20 protein-coding genes are annotated in these 21057 nt (G+C 64.6%); 7 read left to right on the top strand and 13 right to left on the bottom strand.

The annotated features are described in order from the left end of the window. Positions 1-27: 27 nt before the first annotated feature. A complete protein-coding gene (locus ACVWY5_RS15750; RefSeq protein WP_051376002.1) occupies positions 28-1524 on the bottom strand; it encodes a caspase family protein in 1497 nt (498 codons plus the stop codon). A gap of 230 nt (positions 1525-1754) precedes the next feature. Between ACVWY5_RS15750 and ACVWY5_RS15745 the strand changes: the two genes are divergently transcribed. The 4 genes from ACVWY5_RS15745 to ACVWY5_RS15730 all read left to right on the top strand — a co-directional run bounded on the left by ACVWY5_RS15745 (position 1755) and on the right by ACVWY5_RS15730 (position 6773). Beyond that, positions 1755-2708, top strand: coding sequence for a helix-turn-helix transcriptional regulator (locus ACVWY5_RS15745; protein ID WP_028332207.1), 954 nt, complete (start codon positions 1755-1757; stop codon positions 2706-2708). 252 nt (positions 2709-2960) lie between these two features. Beyond that, on the top strand, positions 2961-3653 hold the full coding sequence (locus ACVWY5_RS15740; RefSeq protein WP_051376003.1) for a helix-turn-helix transcriptional regulator: 693 nt from the start codon (positions 2961-2963) through the stop codon (positions 3651-3653). A 253-nt stretch (positions 3654-3906) separates the two neighbouring features. Next, positions 3907-5388, top strand: coding sequence for a DEAD/DEAH box helicase (locus ACVWY5_RS15735; protein ID WP_028332208.1), 1482 nt, complete (start codon positions 3907-3909; stop codon positions 5386-5388). Between the two features lie 317 nt (positions 5389-5705). Then, entirely contained in the window at positions 5706-6773 is a 1068-nt protein-coding gene (locus ACVWY5_RS15730; RefSeq protein WP_028332209.1) for a GGDEF domain-containing protein, read from the top strand. Positions 6774-6901: 128 nt separating this feature from the next. Here the strand turns inward: ACVWY5_RS15730 and ACVWY5_RS15725 are convergent, their stop codons facing one another. From ACVWY5_RS15725 to ACVWY5_RS15685, 9 genes are all read right to left on the bottom strand, one after another. Further along, the gene (locus tag ACVWY5_RS15725; protein ID WP_028352419.1) at positions 6902-7369 is read right to left on the bottom strand and encodes a TfoX/Sxy family protein; all 468 of its coding nucleotides are present in this window, start codon (positions 7367-7369) and stop codon (positions 6902-6904) included. 169 nt (positions 7370-7538) lie between these two features. Further along, on the bottom strand, positions 7539-7928 hold the full coding sequence (locus ACVWY5_RS15720) for a HesB/IscA family protein (RefSeq protein ID WP_028332210.1): 390 nt from the start codon (positions 7926-7928) through the stop codon (positions 7539-7541). 162 nt (positions 7929-8090) lie between these two features. Continuing rightward, positions 8091-8462 (bottom strand): SUF system Fe-S cluster assembly protein, encoded by a 372-nt coding sequence (locus tag ACVWY5_RS15715; protein ID WP_016845787.1) that lies wholly within the window; start codon positions 8460-8462, stop codon positions 8091-8093. After that, the gene (locus tag ACVWY5_RS15710) at positions 8459-9706 is read right to left on the bottom strand and encodes a cysteine desulfurase (protein WP_028332211.1); all 1248 of its coding nucleotides are present in this window, start codon (positions 9704-9706) and stop codon (positions 8459-8461) included. Before ACVWY5_RS15710 ends, ACVWY5_RS15715 begins: the two co-directional genes overlap by 4 nt. Beyond that, complete coding sequence (gene sufD / locus ACVWY5_RS15705) at positions 9703-11025, bottom strand: Fe-S cluster assembly protein SufD (protein ID WP_456671677.1); 1323 nt, start codon at positions 11023-11025, stop codon at positions 9703-9705. The genes ACVWY5_RS15710 and sufD overlap by 4 nt, the downstream gene beginning before the upstream one ends. A 17-nt stretch (positions 11026-11042) precedes the next feature. Then, a complete protein-coding gene (sufC, locus tag ACVWY5_RS15700) occupies positions 11043-11795 on the bottom strand; it encodes a Fe-S cluster assembly ATPase SufC (RefSeq protein ID WP_028332213.1) in 753 nt (250 codons plus the stop codon). Positions 11796-11852: 57 nt separating this feature from the next. Next, complete coding sequence (gene sufB, locus ACVWY5_RS15695) at positions 11853-13349, bottom strand: Fe-S cluster assembly protein SufB (protein WP_028332214.1); 1497 nt, start codon at positions 13347-13349, stop codon at positions 11853-11855. A gap of 94 nt (positions 13350-13443) precedes the next feature. Continuing rightward, positions 13444-14601, bottom strand: coding sequence for a cysteine desulfurase family protein (locus ACVWY5_RS15690; RefSeq protein ID WP_028332215.1), 1158 nt, complete (start codon positions 14599-14601; stop codon positions 13444-13446). A gap of 100 nt (positions 14602-14701) precedes the next feature. Beyond that, on the bottom strand, positions 14702-14899 hold the full coding sequence (locus ACVWY5_RS15685; protein WP_028332216.1) for a hypothetical protein: 198 nt from the start codon (positions 14897-14899) through the stop codon (positions 14702-14704). Between the two features lie 145 nt (positions 14900-15044). Between ACVWY5_RS15685 and ACVWY5_RS15680 the strand changes: the two genes are divergently transcribed. Beyond that, on the top strand, positions 15045-15692 hold the full coding sequence (locus tag ACVWY5_RS15680; protein ID WP_016843213.1) for an alpha/beta hydrolase: 648 nt from the start codon (positions 15045-15047) through the stop codon (positions 15690-15692). A gap of 195 nt (positions 15693-15887) precedes the next feature. On the opposite strand, the gene ACVWY5_RS15675 is transcribed toward ACVWY5_RS15680, so the two are convergent. From ACVWY5_RS15675 to ACVWY5_RS15665, 3 genes are all read right to left on the bottom strand, one after another. Beyond that, positions 15888-16217, bottom strand: a complete 330-nt coding sequence (locus ACVWY5_RS15675; protein ID WP_028332217.1) for a DMT family transporter — start codon at positions 16215-16217, stop codon at positions 15888-15890. 3 nt (positions 16218-16220) lie between these two features. After that, positions 16221-16898: a glutathione S-transferase family protein gene (locus ACVWY5_RS15670; protein WP_028332218.1), complete on the bottom strand. Its 678-nt coding sequence runs from the start codon at positions 16896-16898 to the stop codon at positions 16221-16223. A gap of 82 nt (positions 16899-16980) precedes the next feature. Beyond that, positions 16981-18084: an anhydro-N-acetylmuramic acid kinase gene (locus tag ACVWY5_RS15665; RefSeq protein WP_028332219.1), complete on the bottom strand. Its 1104-nt coding sequence runs from the start codon at positions 18082-18084 to the stop codon at positions 16981-16983. A 152-nt stretch (positions 18085-18236) separates the two neighbouring features. Here ACVWY5_RS15665 and tyrS point away from each other — a divergent pair, with 152 nt between their 5' ends. Continuing rightward, positions 18237-19490: a tyrosine--tRNA ligase gene (tyrS, locus tag ACVWY5_RS15660; RefSeq protein WP_028332220.1), complete on the top strand. Its 1254-nt coding sequence runs from the start codon at positions 18237-18239 to the stop codon at positions 19488-19490. A 56-nt stretch (positions 19491-19546) separates the two neighbouring features. After that, a complete protein-coding gene (locus tag ACVWY5_RS15655; RefSeq protein ID WP_028332221.1) occupies positions 19547-20794 on the top strand; it encodes an MFS transporter in 1248 nt (415 codons plus the stop codon). The last annotated feature ends 263 nt before the right edge of the window (positions 20795-21057 follow it).

The following is a 21057-nucleotide window of genomic DNA, read 5'->3' as shown; positions in this document are numbered from 1 at the left end:
GATCGATCGGGCAACAAGGATGCAAGGCTATCGCCTGAAGGTCTTGATTTCCGACACGCTGCCGTCGCGATAGGTCAGCTCGACCGAGACCGCCCTGGTCTGCGGCGCGAGCTTCAGATAAGGCTGCGCGTCAGACGGGATCGCGCTGGGATCGCGCGAATTGCAGGATGGCATCTTCAGGACCTTGTCCGGCACCGCAGTGTCGATGCCAATGCGCACCTCGCGGATCGCGCAGCGATACGACATCAGGTGCGTATAGTAGACCAGCAGCCCGTTGAACTCGCGGAATGACAGCCAGCTGGTCGCGGTCATGTCGAGGATCTTGCGCTGGTCGCGGATCAGCGCGGCGTCGGGATCGAACTTGATCGGGAACGGCCCCTGCATCATGCCTTGCGTATCGACATAGCGAATCTCGATCGTGGCGGCCGGCGCATCGGCCGGCAACTCGACCGACGGATTGGGCATCCGCTTGCGCGTGCGCGGATCGAGCGTGTCGATGAAGCCGGTTTCGCGGAAATCGCCGCTGTCGCCGATCCGCCAGGAAATCCCGAGCGTCGGATCGGCGATTGAGAACACCACGGTCCAGCCGCCATTGTGCCGCGAGAAGCTCGCGATCGGCGCGTTGATCGAATCCTCCTTCGGCAGCTTCGGCACCGCGACCGGCGGCAGCGCGGCCACCTGCTGCGGCGGCGCGGACGGCTTGACCGCCTCGGCCTGTCCCTTTGCGATCCCGTTCAGGAAGACATCGTCGACCATCTGGTCGAAATAGACCGGGATCTGCTTGTGCTTCACGGTCTCGGCCATCTCGCTGACCAGGCGCCGCGTGCGCTGCGCGACCTGGACGAGATTCTCGCCGGGCTGCAGCAGCTCCTTGGCGAAGGTCCGCGTGAACACCGAATTGGGATTGGCATCGTCGTTCGAAAGACGGTCGAGCGCGGTCTGGCGCGGCCCCGCCGAAAACACCGAGAACACGCCCTCCGGCAGCTGCGTCATCGGCGCGAGGCCACCGCCGCCGGCGACCGCGCGCGTGCCGGCGCGCTCGAACGGATTGTTGCGGCAGGCGTCGAACACCAGGATCGAGGTCCGCGCCTTCTTGTTCTGCAAGCGCTCGACGATGCGGTCGGCGAGAACAGAGGCGTCGCGCACCAATTCCTCCTGCCCTTCGGTGGCGGCCGGCACGTCGGTCGGCAGCAGGAAATTCTGGCCGGCGATCTCGAAGCCGTGGCCGGCATAGAAGAAGAACGCTGTATCGCCGGGTTCCACGGCGCGGTCGAACGCGAGCAGCGTCTCGGAGAACGCCTGCCGGTTGAGGTTCTCGGCCACCATGACGCTGAAGCCGAGCTGCTTCAGCGTGTCGCCGATGGTGCGGGCGTCGTTGACCGCCTTCTGCAGCCTGGGCACGTTCCTGTAGTCATTGTTGCCGATCACCAGCGCGACGCGCTTTTCGGCCTGGGCCGGTGCGGCCGATACGACAAATGCAACCGCCCAAAGGATCGCGGAAAGTCTCGAAAGCCAGCTCTTCATCCCGTTTTCCCGCCTGCACGACAAACGCGCCGCCCGTGCGACCGCCGCCTAATAGTCGGACCAGCCGTTTGGCCGGTTCAAGGCCGGCCGCGGACGGCCGTTCCGGCCGGCCACGCCAGGCCGAAATGAGGGGTCCGATTTGTCTTAGGTCAAGTTTCTTTTTACGGCCCGCGTGATAGATTCGAACCTCCATCCGGCTCGAGCTCTCCGCACGTCGCAACGGCTTTTCCGTGCACACATGGTCTACTGATCAAGTCGATCCCAAGGATCGCTTCGACTATTGGCGCGAGGTTCGCGCCAAGGGGCTGTTCGGCGTCACTGCCGAGCTGGAAGCCGACCGGCGCCGCGACTTCTTCGGCGAGTTCTCGCTGCGCAAGCTCGGCGATGCCGGGCTGGTCGAGCTACGGGCCTCGCCGTACCGTGTCGAGCGGCGCACGGGCGACATCGCCGACGCGGCCAGCAACAGCCTGTGCATCTACCAGCAGCTTGGCGGCGGCGGCTGGTTCGGCGGCGCGCGGCTCGATGAATTTTCCGTTCGCGACGGCATGTTCGCGACCAGCTATTCGGACCTGCCCTATCGCACTGTCCCCCTGCACGATGACGGCTTCCACCTGCGCATCATCAAGGTCCCGGTGGCGAACATCGTCCCGTCGGGCGCCGAGCTCGGCGAACTCGTCCCCAGGCCCTTGCAGGATGAGACCGCGCTGCGGGCTCTGCTGGAATCATGCTTCCGCGACCTCATCGAAAGCAACGATGCCGCGGCGGCGGGCACGGCTCCGACGGTGCAGGCCCTGGCTCATATAGCGCTGATCGAGCGCGGCATCATGCGGCCGAAGAGCCGGCTCGCGCAGCAGGCCTTGCGAACCGCCCATTTGTCGCTGGCCCGGCGCCTGATCCGGCGCCATCTGGCGCGTGCAGCGCTGTCGCCAACCCTGATTGCCGGCCTGCTCGGCATCTCGGTCCGTCATCTGCACATCCTGTTCGAGGAGACCGAGATGAGCTTCTCGGAGACCGTCACCGCGCTCCGGCTCGAACAAAGCCGCCGCCTGCTCCGCGAGCAGCCCAGGCAGACGATCGCCGAGGTCGCCTTTGCCTGCGGCTTCGAGAGCCTTGCGACGTTCTACCGCCTCTTCAATGCATCCGAATCCATGACGCCGGGCGACTATCGCGCACAAACGGCCTGAGCGCCCGTCCGGACCGGCCGGGACACCGCGCTCGCAATTTGCCGTAGCTCGGCCGCGCCCCCTTCACCTCCCTGAACTTCACACCGCCGCGCGATCCGACGTTCGTTGAACCGAAGTGATCAGCCTGCGCGCATTGAGAAGATATTTTCCGGCCATTTCGCCAGAACCACTGCGGCGCTTCGTCCGGGTTCGGCACCGCAAATTTCCTTACCGGCGACGCGCGCTCTCACGCAGAGCGAGGGATCAGTCACGATGCGCGGTAAGCACGGGGATCACAGCCAGGAAACGCTAGCTACAGGCGCGACGCGCATTCCTCTCGATGCCGCGGACCTGCGGCCGGATCAAATCCCGGCACCTGAGCCAGCCCGTCAGGGCTCAGCGGCGACCAGCAATCACGGCTGGGCGCCGCTGCTCGAAGCTTGCCTCGCCGACTTCAAGGAGGCGACGGAGGCCGGTGATAACGCTTGCATTCCTGCGCTGGTTAAGATCGTGGCGGACCTTGCGCTGATCGAGCGCGGTGTGATCAGGCCGGGCAGCCGCCGGGCGCAGCAGGCGCTGCGCGTCGGCCGGCTCAGCCTCGCGCGCCGCCTGATCACGCGCCATCTTGCCAGGCCAAGCCTGTCGCCAGGGATGGTCGCCGGCATGCTCGGCGTCTCGGTCCGCTACCTGCACGTCTTGTTCGAAGCGACCGGGACGAGCTTTTCGCAGACCGTCACCGCCCAGCGCCTGAGCGAGAGCCGAAGGCTGCTTCGCGAGAAGCCGCCGCGGCCGATCGTCGACATCGCCCTCACCTGCGGGTTCGGCAGCCTCGCCACTTTCTACCGGATATTCGGCGCTTCCGAAGGCCTGACGCCCGGCGGATTCAGGATGAAAGACAGCGCGGAAGCCCCTGCTGCAGCCTCGCCGTCCGGGGCGGGAGTCGTGATTCATTTGACCGCCAAATGACGAAAAAGACGCGTATTTCAGTCAAAACGTTAAGCTTTTTCGGCTATCCGGCCGGTTCCAAGATTGACTTTACCGGTTTCGCCCCTATGTTGCGAGGCAACGCGGCCCTCGGATCGAAACGCGATTCGTCAGGTTTGCCGTCCGTCAGCGTTAGTCAGAGCCCCCGAGCTTTATAGAAAAGCAAGCCGTTTCGGGGCCGAACGCGACAGCCTTTTACCTTCGATTCCGAACGGCGGTTTCGACCAGAGGCTCAATGTCTTTTTCCAATCTAGGCCTGTCCGATAAGGTCCTCGCCGCTGTTGCGGCTACCGGTTACACCAACCCCACTCCCATCCAGGAACAGGCAATCCCGCACGTTCTCGCCCGGCGCGACGTCCTCGGCATTGCCCAGACCGGCACCGGCAAGACCGCTGCCTTCGTTCTCCCGATGCTCACGATCCTCGAGAAGGGCCGCGCCCGGGCACGGATGCCGCGCACCCTGATCCTCGAGCCGACCCGCGAACTCGCCGCGCAGGTGAAGGAGAACTTCGACAAATACGGCGCCGGCCAGAAGCTCAACGTCGCCCTGCTGATCGGCGGCGTCTCGTTCGGCGACCAGGACTCCAAGCTGATGCGTGGCGTCGATGTCCTGATCGCAACGCCCGGCCGCCTGCTCGACCACACCGAACGCGGCGGCCTGCTGCTCACCGGCGTCGAGCTGCTGGTGATCGACGAAGCCGATCGCATGCTCGACATGGGCTTCATTCCCGACATCGAGCGCATCTGCAAGCTCGTCCCGTTCACGCGGCAGACCCTGTTCTTCACCGCGACGATGCCGCCGGAAATCAGCCGCATCACCGAGGCCTTCCTGCACAACCCGGCCCGGATCGAGGTCTCCAAGCCCGCGACGACCGCGGTGACCGTGACCCAATCCCAGGTGCCCGCCGGCCGCGAGCCGCACGAGAAGCGCGAGATCCTGCGCCGCCTGCTGCGCGACGCCAAGGACCTCAACAACGCGATTATCTTCTGCAATCGCAAGCGCGAAGTCGCCGTCCTTCACAAGTCACTGCAGAAGCACGGCTTCAGCGTCGGCGCCCTGCACGGCGACATGGACCAGAGCGCCCGCATGGCCGCGCTCGATCAATTCCGCAAGGGCGAGCTGCCCCTGCTGGTGGCCTCCGACGTCGCCGCCCGCGGTCTCGATATTCCCGCCGTCAGCCACGTCTTCAACTTCGATGTGCCGCATCACCCCGACGACTACGTCCATCGCATCGGCCGCACCGGCCGCGCCGGTCGGACCGGTACCGCGATCTCCATCGTCACGCCGCTCGACAGCAAGTCGATGGCCGCGATCGAGAAGCTGATCGGCCAGCAGATTCCGCGCACCGAGGGCGACTACACCGTTCACAGCGAAGCCTCTGACGAGGACGCCGCGCCGCGCCGCTCGCGTGGCCGCGAAGGTTCGCGCGATGGTGCCCGCGGCGGCCGCAAGCCGCGCCGTGAGCGTGAAGCGCGCCACGGTGAGCGCGAGCCGCGCGAAGCGCGTCACGAGCGGGAGCCCCGCGAGGAGCGCGCAGCGAAGCCGGAGCGTGAACCGCGCCACGGCCGTAATTCGGCTCCGCAGGCCGCTCCGTCCCACGTGCCGTCGATCGGGCGTGCCGAGCCACGGCGACCGCAGCGCGAGGTGGACCACGAGCCCGCCGATCATTCGCACCTGCCCGCCTTCCTGCTGCGACCTGTGCGCGCACGCGCATAAGGCCTGCTCCGATGCCGCCGCGCCAGCGGCGGTAGTCCAGCCAATCTCTGTTGCCACCCGCGACCGGCGCACGCGCTGATCCCCGGCGTTTGAAGCAAATGCGCGCAGTTTGCGCATCGCAATCGCGAGCAAACGAAAAGCGCCCGAAAGTGGCGCTCAAGGCGGACAAAGATCGGCCGCGCCGCATGGCCGTTGCAGCGGACTTCCCCATAGTTCCACTGTTTACCTTGCCTTCACTCTCGTCCCGTACCCTCGCCCCAATAGTTTAGTCATTGCTGCCGGGTTTAATCGGCATTGCGTGCATTGAGGACGTGACAGTGGTCAAGCTGCTGGACGAACACGAACGTACGTTGGCCTTTGCCGAAGTCGCACTTGGCCAGATCCGCTCGCTTCGCCAGACCGCAGTCCCCCGCAACTACGAAATCTGGTACGTCTACGCGACCGGATACAACGCGCCGCTCAACAAGGTCATCAACGAGACGCTGGCACGCAGCGGCAAGCTCTCTGAATCCGATCTCGAGCAGATCTACGAAACCTACCTTTCGCACATCAAGACCTCCGACCGCATCGACAAGGTCGGCGCGCGCGTCATCGGCGAGATCGACGCCGTCATGAAGTTGATCACCGATGCGCTCGGCGTGTCCGCGACCTATGACGCCAGCCTCGTCGGTGCCAGCGATAAGCTTGCGAGCGCGACCACCCGCGATCACATCAAGGCAATCGTCGATAGCCTGGCAAAATCGACGCGCGAGATGCGCGAGACCAATCAGGCATTGGAGAGCCGGCTCGCGCTGTCGAAGTCGGAGATCAGCGACTTGCAGCACAGCCTCGAGGCGATCCGCGCCGAGAGCCTGACCGATCCGCTCACCGGCCTCGGCAACCGGAAATATTTCGACCACTCGATCGACATGGCGGTGCAGGCCGCGCTCGCCAGCGGCGAGCCGCTGTCGCTCCTGATGTTCGACATCGACCACTTCAAATCGTTCAACGACTCCTACGGCCATCTCACCGGCGACCAGGTGCTGCGGCTGGTGGCACAGTCGCTGAAGCAGAACATCAAGGGCCAGGACATCACCGCTCGTTATGGCGGCGAGGAATTCGCCGTGGTGCTTCCCAACACGGCGCTGCGGCAGGCGCTGACGGTCGCCGACCACATCCGCCGCGCCGTGATGGCCAAGGAGCTGAAGAAGAAGTCAACCGGCGAGATCCTCGGCCGTGTCACGATCTCGGTCGGCGTCTCCATGCTGAAGCCGTCCGACGACACGGACTCGCTGATCGAGCGCGCCGACGCCTGCCTCTATGCCGCCAAGCGCGCCGGCCGCAACCGTGTGATCTGCGAGGCCGATCCGGAATACAGCACCGAGATCCAGGCCCGCGTGGCGTGATCTGGTCGCTCAACTGCCTCAATCGTCATTGCGAGCAAAGCGAAGCAATCCACCTAACCGCATATGCGGACCCATGGATTGCTTCGTCGCTATCGCTCCTCGCAATGATGTGGACGGAGGTGGCTGTCTTAGGATGAGGACTTTTTCTTCGTAGCGCGCCTACTCGTCGTCTTGGACGCTTTCTTTGCCGCTCTTTTGGTCGCCGCTTTCTTGCCTGCAGTCTTCTTCGCAGGCGCCTTCGGCTTTCGCGCAGCCGCTCGTTTCCTCGGCCGCTTGCGCAGCGCGGCGCGCTGGGCGGCGCCGAGTGCCGACCGTGCCCAGACCGCGAGTTCTTCCGAATCATCGAACAGCCGTGCCGGCAGCTGCCAGTAGGAGTTCACCGTGACGGTCTTCGACCGTGTCTGATATTGGAATGGCCCGCTGCCCTCCGCCTCAAATTGCGGGATGGTCTGCTCGTCGGCACGAAAGTAGAGCCCGGCACGCAGGGCCAGCGCGAAATTGGTGCCGTCAGCCGAGATGCCGTAGCCGGAGAACATCCGGCGCAGCGTGACCGGGCCGAAATCGGCGAACAGGTCGGTGAGGAATTCGCGGTCCATGTGCCCACCGTCGTCCCGGCCGAGTGCGCAATTGCGCATGGGGGGCCGGGACCTATACGCCGCAGCCTCTCGATAAGGCAGTATGGGCGACGATCGGATCAACAATCAATGCTGGTGGTTTGGGTCCCGGCCCCCGTGCGCAATTGCGCACCCGGCCCGGACGACGCTGTCAGACCGCGGCCGGCTTGAGCTGCACCGATTCGCCGCAACCACAGGCGGAGACCTGGTTCGGGTTGTTGAACACGAACTGGGCCTGCATCTTGTCGGCCACATAGTCCATCTCGGTTCCAAGCAGGAACAGCACGGCCTTCGGATCGACCAGGATCTTCACGCCCTTGTCTTCGACCACTTCATCGGTCGGACGGATCTCGTGGGCGTATTCGACGGTATAGGACTGTCCGGCGCAGCCGCCATTCTTGATGCCGACGCGCAGCCCGACGATCTCGGAGTCGGCGCGCTTGGTCAGCTCGGTGATCCGCTCCGCGGCGGCATCGGTCAGTTTCATGACCTGCGGGCGCGGCCGCTTCGGTTTGGCTGGGGTCGGTGAAGCTTGCGTCATGTCACTCATGTGGTCAGTCCCAGCGGCAAATCAATTGCCGGTCTTCTTGAGCCTAAGTCCAATCCGTAAAGGTTCTGACTTGATCAGAACCTTTACCTCTTGTTCTGACGCGTTTTCTTCACGCGAACCGGCATCCACTTCGCTCGAAAACGCTGTGACACATCACCACATATTGAGGACGAGGCGTGCCTCGTCCGACATCCGGTCCGGCGTCCAGGCCGGATCCCACACCAGATTGACGTTGACGACGCCGACGCCAGGAACGCTGGCGACCGCGTTCTCCACCATCTGCGGCAGCTCGCCGGCGGCCGGGCAGTTCGGTGTGGTCAGCGTCATCATGATGTCGACCGAGCGATCATCCTTGAGATCGACCTTGTAGATCAGGCCGAGTTCGTAGATGTCGGCCGGGATTTCGGGATCGAACACCGTCTTCAGCGCCGCGACGATCTCGCCGCTCATGCGCTCGGTCTCCTCCGCCGGCAGCGCCGAGGTGGTTTCCATGGTGGCCGTCTTGACTTCGGCTGTATCGGTCATGCGAACAATTCCCGCGCCTTGATCAGCGCCTGCGCCAGATGGTCGACTTCTTCCCTTGTATTATACATCCCGAAGGATGCACGGCAGGTGGCCGTCACGTTGAACCGCTCTAAAAGCGGCATCACGCAATGCGTGCCGGCGCGCACCGCAATACCCTGGCGGTCGATCACGGTCGCGACGTCATGGGGATGCGCGCCCTTCATCTCGAAGGAAATCACCGGTCCCTTGTTGCGGGCGGTTCCGATCACGCGCAACGAGTTGATCTCGCGCAGACGCTCCTGCGCATAGGTGAGAAGCTCATGCTCATGCGCGGCGATGCGCTCCTTGCCGATTGAATTGACGTAGTCGATCGCAGCCCCCAGCCCGATCGCCTCGACGATCGGCGGCGTCCCGGCCTCGAACTTGTGCGGCGGATCGCCGTAGGTGACCCAGTCCTTGGCCACCTCACGGATCATCTCGCCGCCGCCGTTGAACGGCCGCATCGCCACCAGATGTTCGTGCTTGGCGTAGAGCGCGCCGATGCCGGTCGGTCCGTACACCTTGTGGCCGGTAAAGGCGTAGAAATCGCAATCGAGGTCCTGGACGTCGATCGGCAGGTGCACCGCGCCTTGCGCGCCGTCGACCAGCACCGGGATGCCGCGGGCGTGCGCCAGCCGGATCACGTCCTTGACCGGAACCAGCGTGCCGAGCGCGTTCGACATCTGGGTGATCGCGACGATCCTGGTACGCGGGGTCAGGAGCTTCTCGAACTCCTCGATCAGGAAATTGCCCTCGTCGTCGACCGGCGCCCACTTGATCACGGCACCATGGCGCTCCCGGAGGAAATGCCACGGCACGATGTTGGAGTGGTGCTCCATGATCGAGAGGACGATCTCGTCGCCCTCCTTGATGTTCACTCCGCCCCAGGACGACGCCACCAGGTTGATCGCCTCGGTGACGTTGCGGGTGAAGACGATCTCTTCATTGCGGCGGGCGTTGATGAACTGCGCGACCTTGCCGCGGGCGCCTTCATAGGCCTCCGTCGCGGCATTGGCGAGGTAATGCAGGCCGCGATGCACGTTGGCGTATTCGCTCTTGTAGGCCTCGGTCATTCGGTCGAGCACCGCATTCGGCTTCTGCGCCGAGGCCGCGTTGTCGAGATAGACCAGCGGCTTGCCGTAGATCTGCATGGCGAGCGCCGGGAAATCCTGCCGCACCAGCGCGACGTCGTAACTGCCGTTGGCGACCGCCTTGTGCATGCTCACGCCCTCGCCTGAAGCCAGCGCTGCGCGGCGGCAATTGCGACCTCGCGCAACTCGTCGCTGGCGATGGTCTCGATCGCCTCGCCGACCAAGGCCTGGATCAGGAGCGCCTGCGCTTCCTTCTCGGGCAGTCCGCGGGCGCGCATGTAGAACAGCAGACTCTCGTCGAGCGCGCCGGTGGTCGCACCGTGACCGCAGGTGACGTCGTCGGCGAAGATCTCGAGCTCGGGCTTGTTGTCGGCCTCCGCGTCGTCGGACAGCAGCAGCGCACGGGTCATCATCTTGGCGTCGGTCTTCTGCGCGTCGGGGCGGACGATGATGCGGCCCTGGAACACCGAATGGGCGCGGTCGTCGACGACGGCACGGAAGACCTCGCGGCTCGCGCAGTGCGGCACCGCGTGATCCATGAACAGCGTGGTGTCGGCGTGCTGCTTGCCGTTGATCAGATTGACGCCGTTGGTCTCGACCGTCGAACCTTCGCCGGCGCAGGTCACCGTCAGCTGGTAGCGGCTGACGTGCCCGCCCGAGGTCAGGCCGAAGGTGTTGAAATGGACATGCGCGCCGAGCGACACCGTCGCCGAGGAAATGTTGAAGGCATCGACGCTGTCTTCGACGAGGCGCACGTGATCGAGCCGTGAATTGTCACCGATCGCAACAACCAGTCCGTCATGGGTCTGGTAGGCCTTGGCGCCGTCGGCAGCGAGATAGCTTTCCACCAGCGTCACGCCGGCATCGCGGCCGAGCCGGAGCAGCGACCGCGTGAACGTCGAGGCCGGCGCAGTGCCGGATGCGACATGCACGATGTGCAGCGGCTGGGTCAGCACCGTGCCGTTGGCGACGTCGATGACGACCCCGTCGGTCGCCATCGCGCCATTCAGCGCGATCATGGGGTTGGCGACATCGGACGCGAGAGCCTGTGTCGCGACGATCTCGTCGCCGGCTTCCAGCGCAAGGCGCAGCGGATTGATCGAGAGCCCTTTTTCCAGATCCTGCCAATCGGAGAGATCAGGCGCGAATGCGCCGTCGACCAGCACCAGGCGCCGGACGCCTTCGATCGCGCGGGCCTGTACGACGGCCCTGGCGCGGCTCAGCGCGGCATCATCCGGGGACGCCGCGAGCGGCAGCACTTCGCGCATCAGCGCGCGCAGGTCGGTGTATTTCCAGTCCTCGATCCGGCGATGCGGCAGGCCTGATCGTTCATAAGCCTCGAAGGCCTGGCGCCGCTGATCGGCGATCTTGCCCTCGCCCGGCAGACGGTCGCGCACCACGGCGAATGCATCGCCCAGCGCACGCCCGGTCTCGGTCTTTGCAACAACGTTCATCACAAAACCCGTGTTTGTCAGGCAGCGTCTTCGAACTGCGCGTAACCGGACTCTTCCAGTTCCAGCGCCAGTTCCTTGCCGCCGCTCTTCACCACCCGGCCCTTCGACATCACGTGCACAAAGTCGGGCACGATGTAGTTGAGCAGCCGCTGATAGTGGGTGATCACGACCATCGCGCGCTCCGGCGAGCGCAGCGCGTTGACGCCGTCGGCCGCGATCCGAAGCGCGTCAATGTCGAGGCCGGAATCCATTTCGTCGAGGATGCAGACGGCCGGCTCGAACAGCGCCATCTGCAGAATCTCATTGCGCTTCTTCTCGCCGCCGGAGAAGCCGACATTGACGCCGCGCTTCAGCATGTCCTGCGGAATGTTCAGCGACTTGGCGACCTCGCGGACCTTCTTGAGGAAGGCCGGCGACGAGATCTCGTCCTCGCCGCGCGCCTTGCGCTGGGCGTTGAGCGCCGCATGCAGGAAATTCCAGGTGGTGACGCCGGGAATCTCGACCGGATACTGGAACGCCAGGAACACGCCCTTGGCGGCGCGCTCGTTGGGCTCCATCTCCAGGAGGTCCTCGCCCCTGAACAGGATCTGCCCGCCGGTGACTTCATAGCCCGGCTTGCCGGCGATGACGTGGGAGAGCGTCGACTTGCCGGAGCCGTTCGGCCCCATGATCGCGTGCACCTCGCCCGGGTTCACCGTGAGCGACAGCCCGTGGAGGATCTCACGCTCCTCGACACGAACCTGCAGATCTTTCACTTCAAGCAGAGACATCTGATTTTTCCTGAGCATCACCCCGAGGCGCGTCGGCCGCGCCGTTAGCGGGATGGATTAGCCAACCGAACCTTCAAGGCTGATCGAGATCAGCTTCTGCGCTTCCACCGCGAACTCCATCGGCAGTTGCTGCAGCACGTCCTTCACGAAGCCATTGACGACGAGGCCGACGGCTTCTTCCTGCGAGAGCCCGCGCTGGATGCAGTAGAACAGCACGTCCTCGGAAATCTTCGACGTCGTCGCTTCATGCTCGAACGTCGCCGAGGAATTCTTGGCCTCGACATAGGGCACGGTGTGCGCACCGCACTTGTCGCCGATCAGAAGCGAGTCGCAGGCGGTGTAGTTGCGCGCGCCGGTGGCCTTGCGATGCGCGCTGACGAGACCGCGATAGGTGTTCTGCGACTTGCCGGCGGCGATGCCCTTGGAGATGATCCGGCTCGACGTGTTCTTGCCGAGATGGATCATCTTGGTGCCGCTATCGACCTGCTGGAAACCGTTCGAGATCGCGATCGAGTAGAACTCGCCGCTCGAATTGTCGCCGCGCAGGATGCAGCTCGGATATTTCCAGGTGATCGCCGAACCGGTCTCGACCTGGGTCCAGGAGATCTTCGAACTGCGACCACGGCAGTCGCCACGCTTGGTGACGAAATTGTAGATGCCGCCCTTGCCTTCCGAATTGCCCGGGTACCAGTTCTGCACCGTCGAATACTTGATCTCGGCATCGTCGAGCGTGACGAGCTCGACCACGGCGGCGTGCAGCTGGTTCTCGTCGCGCTGCGGCGCGGTGCAGCCCTCGAGATAGGAGACGTAGGAGCCCTTGTCGGCGATGATCAGCGTCCGCTCGAACTGGCCGGTGTTGCGCTCGTTGATGCGGAAATAGGTCGACAACTCCATCGGGCAGCGCACGCCCGGCGGCACGTAGACGAACGAGCCGTCGGAGAACACCGCCGAATTCAGCGTCGCAAAGTAATTGTCCGAGGTCGGCACCACGGTGCCGAGATATTTCTGCACCAGCTCGGGATGCTCGCGGATCGCCTCTGAGATCGGCATGAAGATCACGCCGGCCGCCTTCAGCTCCTTCTGGAAGGTGGTCGCGACCGAAACCGAGTCGAACACGGCGTCGACCGCGATCTTGCGGTTCGGCGTCTGCTCGCCGCCGGGCGGCGGCTCGACGCCCTCGAGGATCGCGACCTCGCGCAAGGGGATGCCGAGCTTCTCGTAGGTCTTGAGGATTTCCGGATCGATCTCGTCGATCGACGACAGCGTCTTCTTCGGCTTCGGCGCCGCGTAGTAGTAGATGTCCTGGTAGTCGATCTTCGGATAGTCGACGCGCGCCCAGGTCGGCTCGGTCATCGTCAGCCAGCGGCGATACGCCTCCAGACGCCATTCCAGCATCCAGGCCGGTTCGTTCTTCTTTGCGGAGATGAAGCGGACGGTGTCTTCCGACAGCCCCTTCGGGGCCTTGTCGGACTCGATCAGCGTCTCAAACCCATATCGATACTGGTCGACGTCGATGCGCCGGACGCGCTCGACCGTCTCTTGTACAGCAGGCATTCAATCCTCCGCTCGCGGTTTCAAGGACCGCGGTGGATCTCAAGTTCCAAAAATCTCTTACGATGCTTTGGCGACGAAATCCGCTTAGAACAGTTCAAGCTGTGTTTCGTCGCTCCCCCTTAACTAAGGTATCGGCGAGCTTTCGCCAAGCCTTGACGGTCAAATCCACGTCTGTCTCCGTGGTAGACCAGCCAAGACTGAGCCGCACCGCTCCCTGGGACACCTCTGAACGGTATCCCATTGCCTCTAACACGTGGGACGGCTGGACCTTGCCCGACGAACAGGCGGAACCGGACGAGACCGCGATTCCCCCAAGGTCGAACCCGATGACCGCCGTCTCGGCCTTTATTCCGGGCGCCGTGAACAGGACGGTATTTGGCAACCGCTTGACGTCATCGGAGAACACCAGCACGTCCGGCGTCTGCCGCAGCCCGTGCTCGAGCCGGTCGCGCAGTCCCCTGACGCGGGCCGCGTCGGCTTTCAGCGCCGTCATCGCCGCCTTGGCGGCCGCACCGAACCCGGCGATGCCGGCGATATTCTCGGTCCCTGCCCGTCGCCCGAGCTCCTGCCCGCCGCCGCGCAGAAACGCCTCCACACCCTCGACGCCCTCGGCGAGCACCAGCGCGCCTGCGCCCTTCGGTCCGCCGATCTTGTGCGCCGACAGCGTCACGAGGTCGGCCTGCGTCGAGGCCAGATCGAACGGGATCTTGCCGAACGCCTGGATCGCATCGACATGCAGCAGCCCGCCAGACGCATGGACGATTTCGGCGACATCAGCCACCGGCTGAATGGCACCGGTCTCGTTGTTCGCCAGCATCACCGAGACCAGAGCCGGCGGACCATCGGCCAGCACTGCGCGCAGATGGTTGAGATCGATCACACCGGCGCGCGTGACGTGGATTGCGGAGGTCGCCTCCGTCGCAAACCGACCGCCCGCGAGCACGGACGCGTGCTCGATCGCCGACACCAGGAGCCGCTGCACCGGCGCGCCCGCGGCGCGGCGCAATCCCGGCGTCAGTGCGAGCGCATTGGCTTCGGTCCCGCCGGAGAGAAACACCACGTCCTGCGGCCGGCCGCCGACCGCCTTCGCCACGACATTGCGGGCATCCTCAAGCAGCCGTCGCGCCCGTCGTCCCTCGCTGTGCACCGAGGACGGGTTGCCGATCAATTCCCACGCCGCAGCCATCGCCGCCTTCGCCTCCTGGCGAAGCGGCGTGGTGGCATTCCAGTCGAGATAGACGCGATCGGCCATGGAGCTATCCGCGGCAACCACCGTGGTTGCGGCCTTCACTGCGAGATAACGACAGTTGACGACCGAGACCAGATCAGACGTCACCGGCACGGGAGATTTTTCATTCGCGCCAGGAGCCGTGCTGCCGCGAGACACGGCGTTCGCGGTCCCCCGAGCGCGATAGCATGATGAGAAACTTCAGGTAGCCTTCGAAGCAATCCGGCGTGTCGATCCGGATCGCCGCCGACGCACTGGCTGCGCGCGCGGATTCGCGACCGCCAAGCGGCACAATTTCCTTGATTTTTGCCCCTTGCGTCATGCTAGAAGGCCTCCAGCGTGCCGCGCGGCGGTGCCTGCGCCGATTTCATCACGAGCTGCTCTGTTCGCGAACCGTCGCTGAAGATGGCTCCAACCGGTTGATTGATCGACGTCAATCAAGGGAACGCGGCAATCAAGGGAACACAATGCCTGAAGTCATTTTCACCGGCCCCGCTGGCCGCCTCGAGGGCCGCTACCACCCGGCCAAGCAGAAGAACGCGCCGATTGCGATGATCCTGCATCCGCATCCGCAGTTCCACGGCACGATGAACCACCAGATCGTCTATCAGTGCTACTACGCGTTCGCGCATCGCGGCTTCTCGGTGCTGCGCTTCAACTTCCGTGGCGTCGGCCGCAGCCAGGGCTCGTTCGATCACGGCACCGGCGAATTGTCCGACGCCGCGAGCGCGCTCGACTGGGCGCAGGCGATCAATCCGGAAGCGCGCGCCTGCTGGGTTGCGGGCTTCTCGTTCGGCGCTTGGATCGGCATGCAGCTTCTGATGCGCCGGCCGGAGGTCGAGGGATTCATCTCGATCGCTCCGCCCGCCAACCTCTACGACTTCTCGTTCCTTGCGCCCTGCCCGTCGTCGGGCCTGATCGTGCACGGCGACAAGGATGCCGTGGTGCCGCCCAAGGACGTCAACACGCTTGTCGAGAAGCTGAAGACGCAGAAGGGCATCGTGATCGACCAGCAGGTCATCCCCGGCGCCAACCACTTCTTCGACGGCAAGCTCGAGCCGCTGATGGAGACGGTGACCGGCTATCTCGACATGCGTCTCGCCAACGTGCGCTGAGCCGCGCTGCTGTATTTGTAGCCCGGATGAAGCGCAGCGACATCCGGGATCACTGTCTCCGCGGGCTTCGCTCCATCCGGGCTACGGATTCCACGTAGCCCGGATGAGCGAAGCGACATGCGGGTCGCGGCCGACAAGAACCCGGATATCGCTGCGCTCATCCGGGCTACGGTCCCTCCTCTACGGTCCCTACTCTCATTCCGGTGCCAGCTTCAGCGCCGCAATCCCGACCAGCACCAGCGCAATCCCCGCGACCTTCATCGGGTTGAGCGCCTCGTTGAACAGCAGCACGCCCATGGCGAGCGTGCCGGCCGCGCCGATGCCGGTCCAAACCGTGTAGGCGACGCCGACGCCGAGCACCTGCAGCGCGCGTCCGAGCAGGAACACGAACGCGGCGAGCAGCAGCAGCGAGACCAGCGTCCAGCCGAGCCGCGTATAGCCTTCGGCATATTTCATCGAAATCGCCCAGCCGACGTCCAGCAGGCCGGCGACGACGAGCGCGATCCAGGCAACCGAATGCGACATGGCTTACGCGGCGAGCTTCAGCATATGCGCGCGGTGGCCGACCAGGAACGCATGCAGCAGCGCCGGATAGTCAGGCGACACCGCACTGCGTACGCTCGGCCGCTGCGCCAGCGCGCTGCGCCAGGCCCGAAGTTTTGGCGTGTGGGTGAAAACGGCGAGATCGGTCAGCTGGTCGAACAAATCGAAATAGCGGAAGATCGGCGCGAACACCGCATCCACCAGACTGAAATTCTGGCCGGCGAAGAACGGACCGGCGCCGAGCGCAGCCTCCACGCGCGCGAATTTCGCCGCGACCGCCTGCCGCTTGCTCTCGAAGGCCGCCGCATCGGTGGCGGTCTCGAGCCCCCAGAGATCACCGAGAATGGCCGAGCCGAATTCCATCCAGGCGCGATGCTCGGCGCGGACAAGAGGATCCTGTGGGTGCAGCCTGGCGCCGGCCTGCGTCTCCTCGATGTACTCGCAGATCACGTTGCTCTCGAACAGCGCGACCTCCTTGCCGTCGTCGCGCGTCACCACCAGCACCGGCACCTTGCCGAGCGGCGAGATCTTCAGGAACCAGTCCGGCTTGCTGGCGAGATCGATGTCGATCCGCTCGAACGGCACGCCCTTCTCACGCAGCGCGATCACCGCGCGTTGCACATAGGGGCAGAGCTTGTGGCTGATCAGTTTCAGGGCGGCCATGACGAACCTCGCGTTCAATGCAACTGCATCGAATTAAATGCAACGGCATGGAACTGTCAAGGTAGATGCATTTGCATCTAAATCACGGTCGCGCGATAATGCCCCCTGTCATCGGGATCGGCACCCCCGTGGTGGCGGGGTAGCTCAGCGGCAGGCCCTTCATGCCGCGTGCGGCAAGGAAGCCGAACGCCTGCGCCTCGATCGCATCCGCCGCCCAGCCGAGCGCCTCGGCCGGCTCGACGGTCGCCGGTGCCAGACGCTCGCGCAGCATCCGCAGCATTGTGAGGTTGGAGGCGCCGCCGCCGCAGATGATCCAGCTTTTCGGCCGTTTCGGCAGCAACGGCACGACGCGGGCGATGGCCGCGGCAGTGAATGCGGTCAGTGTCGCGGCGCCATCAGCTGGCGCCACGGCGCCGAGCTTGAGGCCGGCGAAGTCGTTGCGGTCGAGCGATTTCGGCGGCGGCAGCGCAAAGAACGGCAGCTTCAGCGCCTGTGCGATCCAACTCTCGTCGGGCCTGCCCAGCGCGGCGAACTTGCCGGCGTTGTCGAACGGCTGATGCATCTGACGGAACATGAAGTCGTCGAGCAGCGCATTGCCCGGCCCGGTGTCGCAGGCGATCAGCGTGTCCGTGCCGTCGATATAGGTGATGTTGGAGACGCCGCCGATATTGACCACGACGATCGGCCCCTCGCGGTTCAGCGATTGCGCCAGCGCGCGGTGGTAGACCGGCACGAACGGCGCGCCCTGCCCGCCGGCCTCGACGTCGGCGGCGCGGAAATCGTGCATCACCGGAATGTGGATCACCTTGGCGAGCGCCAGGGCATCGCCGATCTGCACCGTCAACCTGCGCTCGGGGCGGTGCAGCACGGTCTGGCCATGGAACCCGACGATGTCGATGTCCTGGGCCGAGATCCGGTGCTGAGCCGTGAAGCTGGCGACCGCCTCGGCATGGGCCGTGGTGACGGCCTGCTCGGCCTGCCGCAAAATCCCCGGCCGGGCGTCGCGCCGCGACAGGTGGACCGCCTCAGTCAGCGCCTGGCGCAGCAGGCTGCGCTCGCCTTCGGTATAAGGCCGATAGCCCGAGGGCCCGAAGGCCTTGATCTGGCGGCCGTCGGTTTCGATCAATGCCACGTCAACCCCGTCGAGCGAGGTGCCGCTCATCAGACCGAGTGCCGTTAACATCATCCTGGAAGCGCCCCAGCCGGGAACCCCCGGCTTGTCTCAAACAAGTACATCCTATAATGCCACTGCACGTCCGCCTGCGGCAGCCTCAAGCATCAAGGTTCCGCAAATAGATGCAAAAACCGTAAAACAAGAATGATCTGGCTCGCCGACAAATGACTGCATTTAAATCGGATTTCCTGAACACTTTACAGGAACGCGGCTTCGTCCACCAGTGCTCCGATTTCGAGGGCCTCGACGCGCTTGCCGCGAAGGGCCAGGCGACCGCCTATGTCGGCTATGACTGCACCGCGCCGTCGCTGCACATCGGCAACTTCCTCACCATGATGATGCTGTATTGGCTGCAGCAGAGCGGCAACAAGCCGATCACGCTGATGGGTGGCGGCACCACGATGGTCGGCGACCCCTCCGGCAAGGACGAGACGCGCGCAATGCGCACGGTTGCGGAGATCGAAGCCAACAAGGCCTCGATCCGCGGCGTGTTCGCCAAGGTGCTGCGCTATGGCAATGGGCCTTCCGACGCCATCATGCTCGACAATGCCGAGTGGCTGACCAAATTGAACTGGATCGAGATGCTGCGCGACATCGGCCGGCACTTCTCGGTCAACCGCATGCTGACCATGGACTCGGTGCGGCTCCGGCTCGAGCGCGAGCAGGAGATGAGCTTCATCGAATTCAACTACATGGTCTGCCAGGCCTACGATTTCGTCGAACTGTCGCGCCGCGCCGGCTGCCGGCTGCAGATGGGCGGCTCCGACCAGTGGGGCAATATCGTCAACGGCGTCGATCTCGGCCGCCGCATGGGCACGCCGCAACTGTTCGCGCTGACCACGCCGCTGCTCACCACCGCCTCCGGCGACAAGATGGGCAAGACCGCCAAGGGCGCGGTGTGGCTCAACGCCGACCAGTTCTCGCCCTACGACTTCTGGCAGTACTGGCGCAATGTCGAGGACGCCGACGTCGTCAAGTTCCTCAAGCTGTTCACCATCCTGCCGATGAGCGAGATCAGCAAGCTTGCGGCGCTGGCCGGTGGCGAGATCAACGAGGCAAAGAAGGTGCTGGCGACCGAGGCGACCGCCCTGCTCCATGGCCGCGATGCAGCGAACGAAGCCGCCGAGACCGCGCGCCGCACCTTCGAGGAAGGTGCGCTGGCCGAAACCTTGCCGACGGTGGAAATTCCGCGCGGCGAATTTGAAGCCGGCGTCGGCGTGCTGGTCGCCTTCGTCAAGGCCGAGCTCGTCGCTTCCAACGGCGAAGCGCGCCGGCAGATCAAGGGCGGCGGCCTTCGCGTCAACGATGCAGCCGTGACCGATGAGAAGATGCTGCTGACTTCGACCAATCTCACGCCGGAAGGCGTGGTGAAACTGTCGCTCGGCAAGAAGCGCCACGTCCTGTTGAAGCCTGCATAGGCGCATTCGCATTTGTCGGTTGTCGGGAGTGCGGAAAGCGCGCTCCCATCTTTCCGATGGACCAGACCACGCCTCCGGACGACACGCTTGCCACGCCGGCGAAGCAGTCCCGCATCGCGCTGAACGTGCTCGCGCTCTGCTTCGTGCTGTCGGTGCTTGGGCGCGGCCTTAGCGACAGCTTCACCGTTTTCCTGAAACCGATCTCGGAAAATTTCGGCTGGGATCGCGCCGCTGTAGTGTCGGTCTACTCGCTGACCTGGCTCGCCAGCGGTCTGACCGCGCCACTGGTCGGACGCCTGTTCGACCGCTCGGGTCCGCGCGTGGTCTATGCGCTCGGCCTCTCGCTGCTCGGTTGCGCCTTCCTCGTCGCCTCGCGCGCACAAGCGCTCTGGCAATTCCAGCTCAGCGTCGGCCTCTGCGTCGGTTTCGGCACCGCGCTGATCGGCAATGTGTCGAATTCGATCCTGCTCGGCCGCTGGTTCGGACCACGCCTGCCGACCGCGATGGCCGTGATGTATTCGGCGACCGGCGCCGGCCTGTTGCTGCTGTTGCCACTGTCGCAAGTTCTGATCGACCGGATCGGCTGGCGCGAGGCCTATCAGGTGTTCGGCATCGGCGCGCTCTGCCTGCTTGTTCCGCTGGTCTTTCTGCCGTGGCGGCTGCTCGCCGGCGGATCGCCGCATATCGTCAGGAAGGCGGAAAGCAGCTTGGCCGACGAAGGCTGGACGCTGCTCAGCGCGATGCGCCACCACGCCTTCTGGGCGCTGTTCTCCACCTTCTTCTTCACCGCGATCGCGATGTATGCGCTGACCGCGCAGATCGTCGCCTATCTGATCGATGTCGGCTTCCCGCCGCTGCAGGCGGCAACCGCCTGGGGCTTCTCCGGCGTCGCGCTGTTCGTCGGCATGCTCGGCGTGTCCACCCTCGACGGCATCATCGGCCGCCGGCCGTCGGTATTGTTCAGCTACGGCGTCTCGATCCTCGGCATCATCCTGCTCTGGCTGCTGCAATGGTATCCGAACTACTGGCTGTTGACCGGCTTCATCATCTGCTTCGGCAGCATGATCGGCTCGCGCGGCCCGCTGATCACCGCGACCGCGCTGAAGATCTTCCGCGGCGAGCGCGTCGGCACGATCTACGGCACGATCATGATCGGCAGCGGCCTCGGCTCCGGCCTTGGCTCATGGGGCGGCGGCCTGATCCACGACTGGACCCACAGCTACAATCCGCTGATCGCCTTCGCGCTGGTCAATGTGGTGCTCGGCCTGATCCCGTTCCTGGTGGTGCCGGCGCTGCGGCGGTGAGCTCGGACGCGTCCGCTTGCCCTGCGGAGGCGATGTGGAATCCGACATGAACGCATGCCGGCCTTGGGCCAACGCCTTTGGGCCGACCGGCGGCATTCGCGAAATGAAACAGGCCGCCAACAGCGGCGGCCCTAGTCGATGGCTCCAATTCCTTGATTGCGAGAACCGACTCGAGCGGCCTTAGCCCGGAAGTCGATCCTCTGGTCCGGTACTGCTAGCCGCAGCGACGAACTCTCCGGACCGATCCGTCGTCACGCTCGATC

The organism is Bradyrhizobium sp. USDA 3256, assembly GCF_054058275.1.
This window is presented reverse-complemented; position numbering and strand designations above follow the sequence as displayed.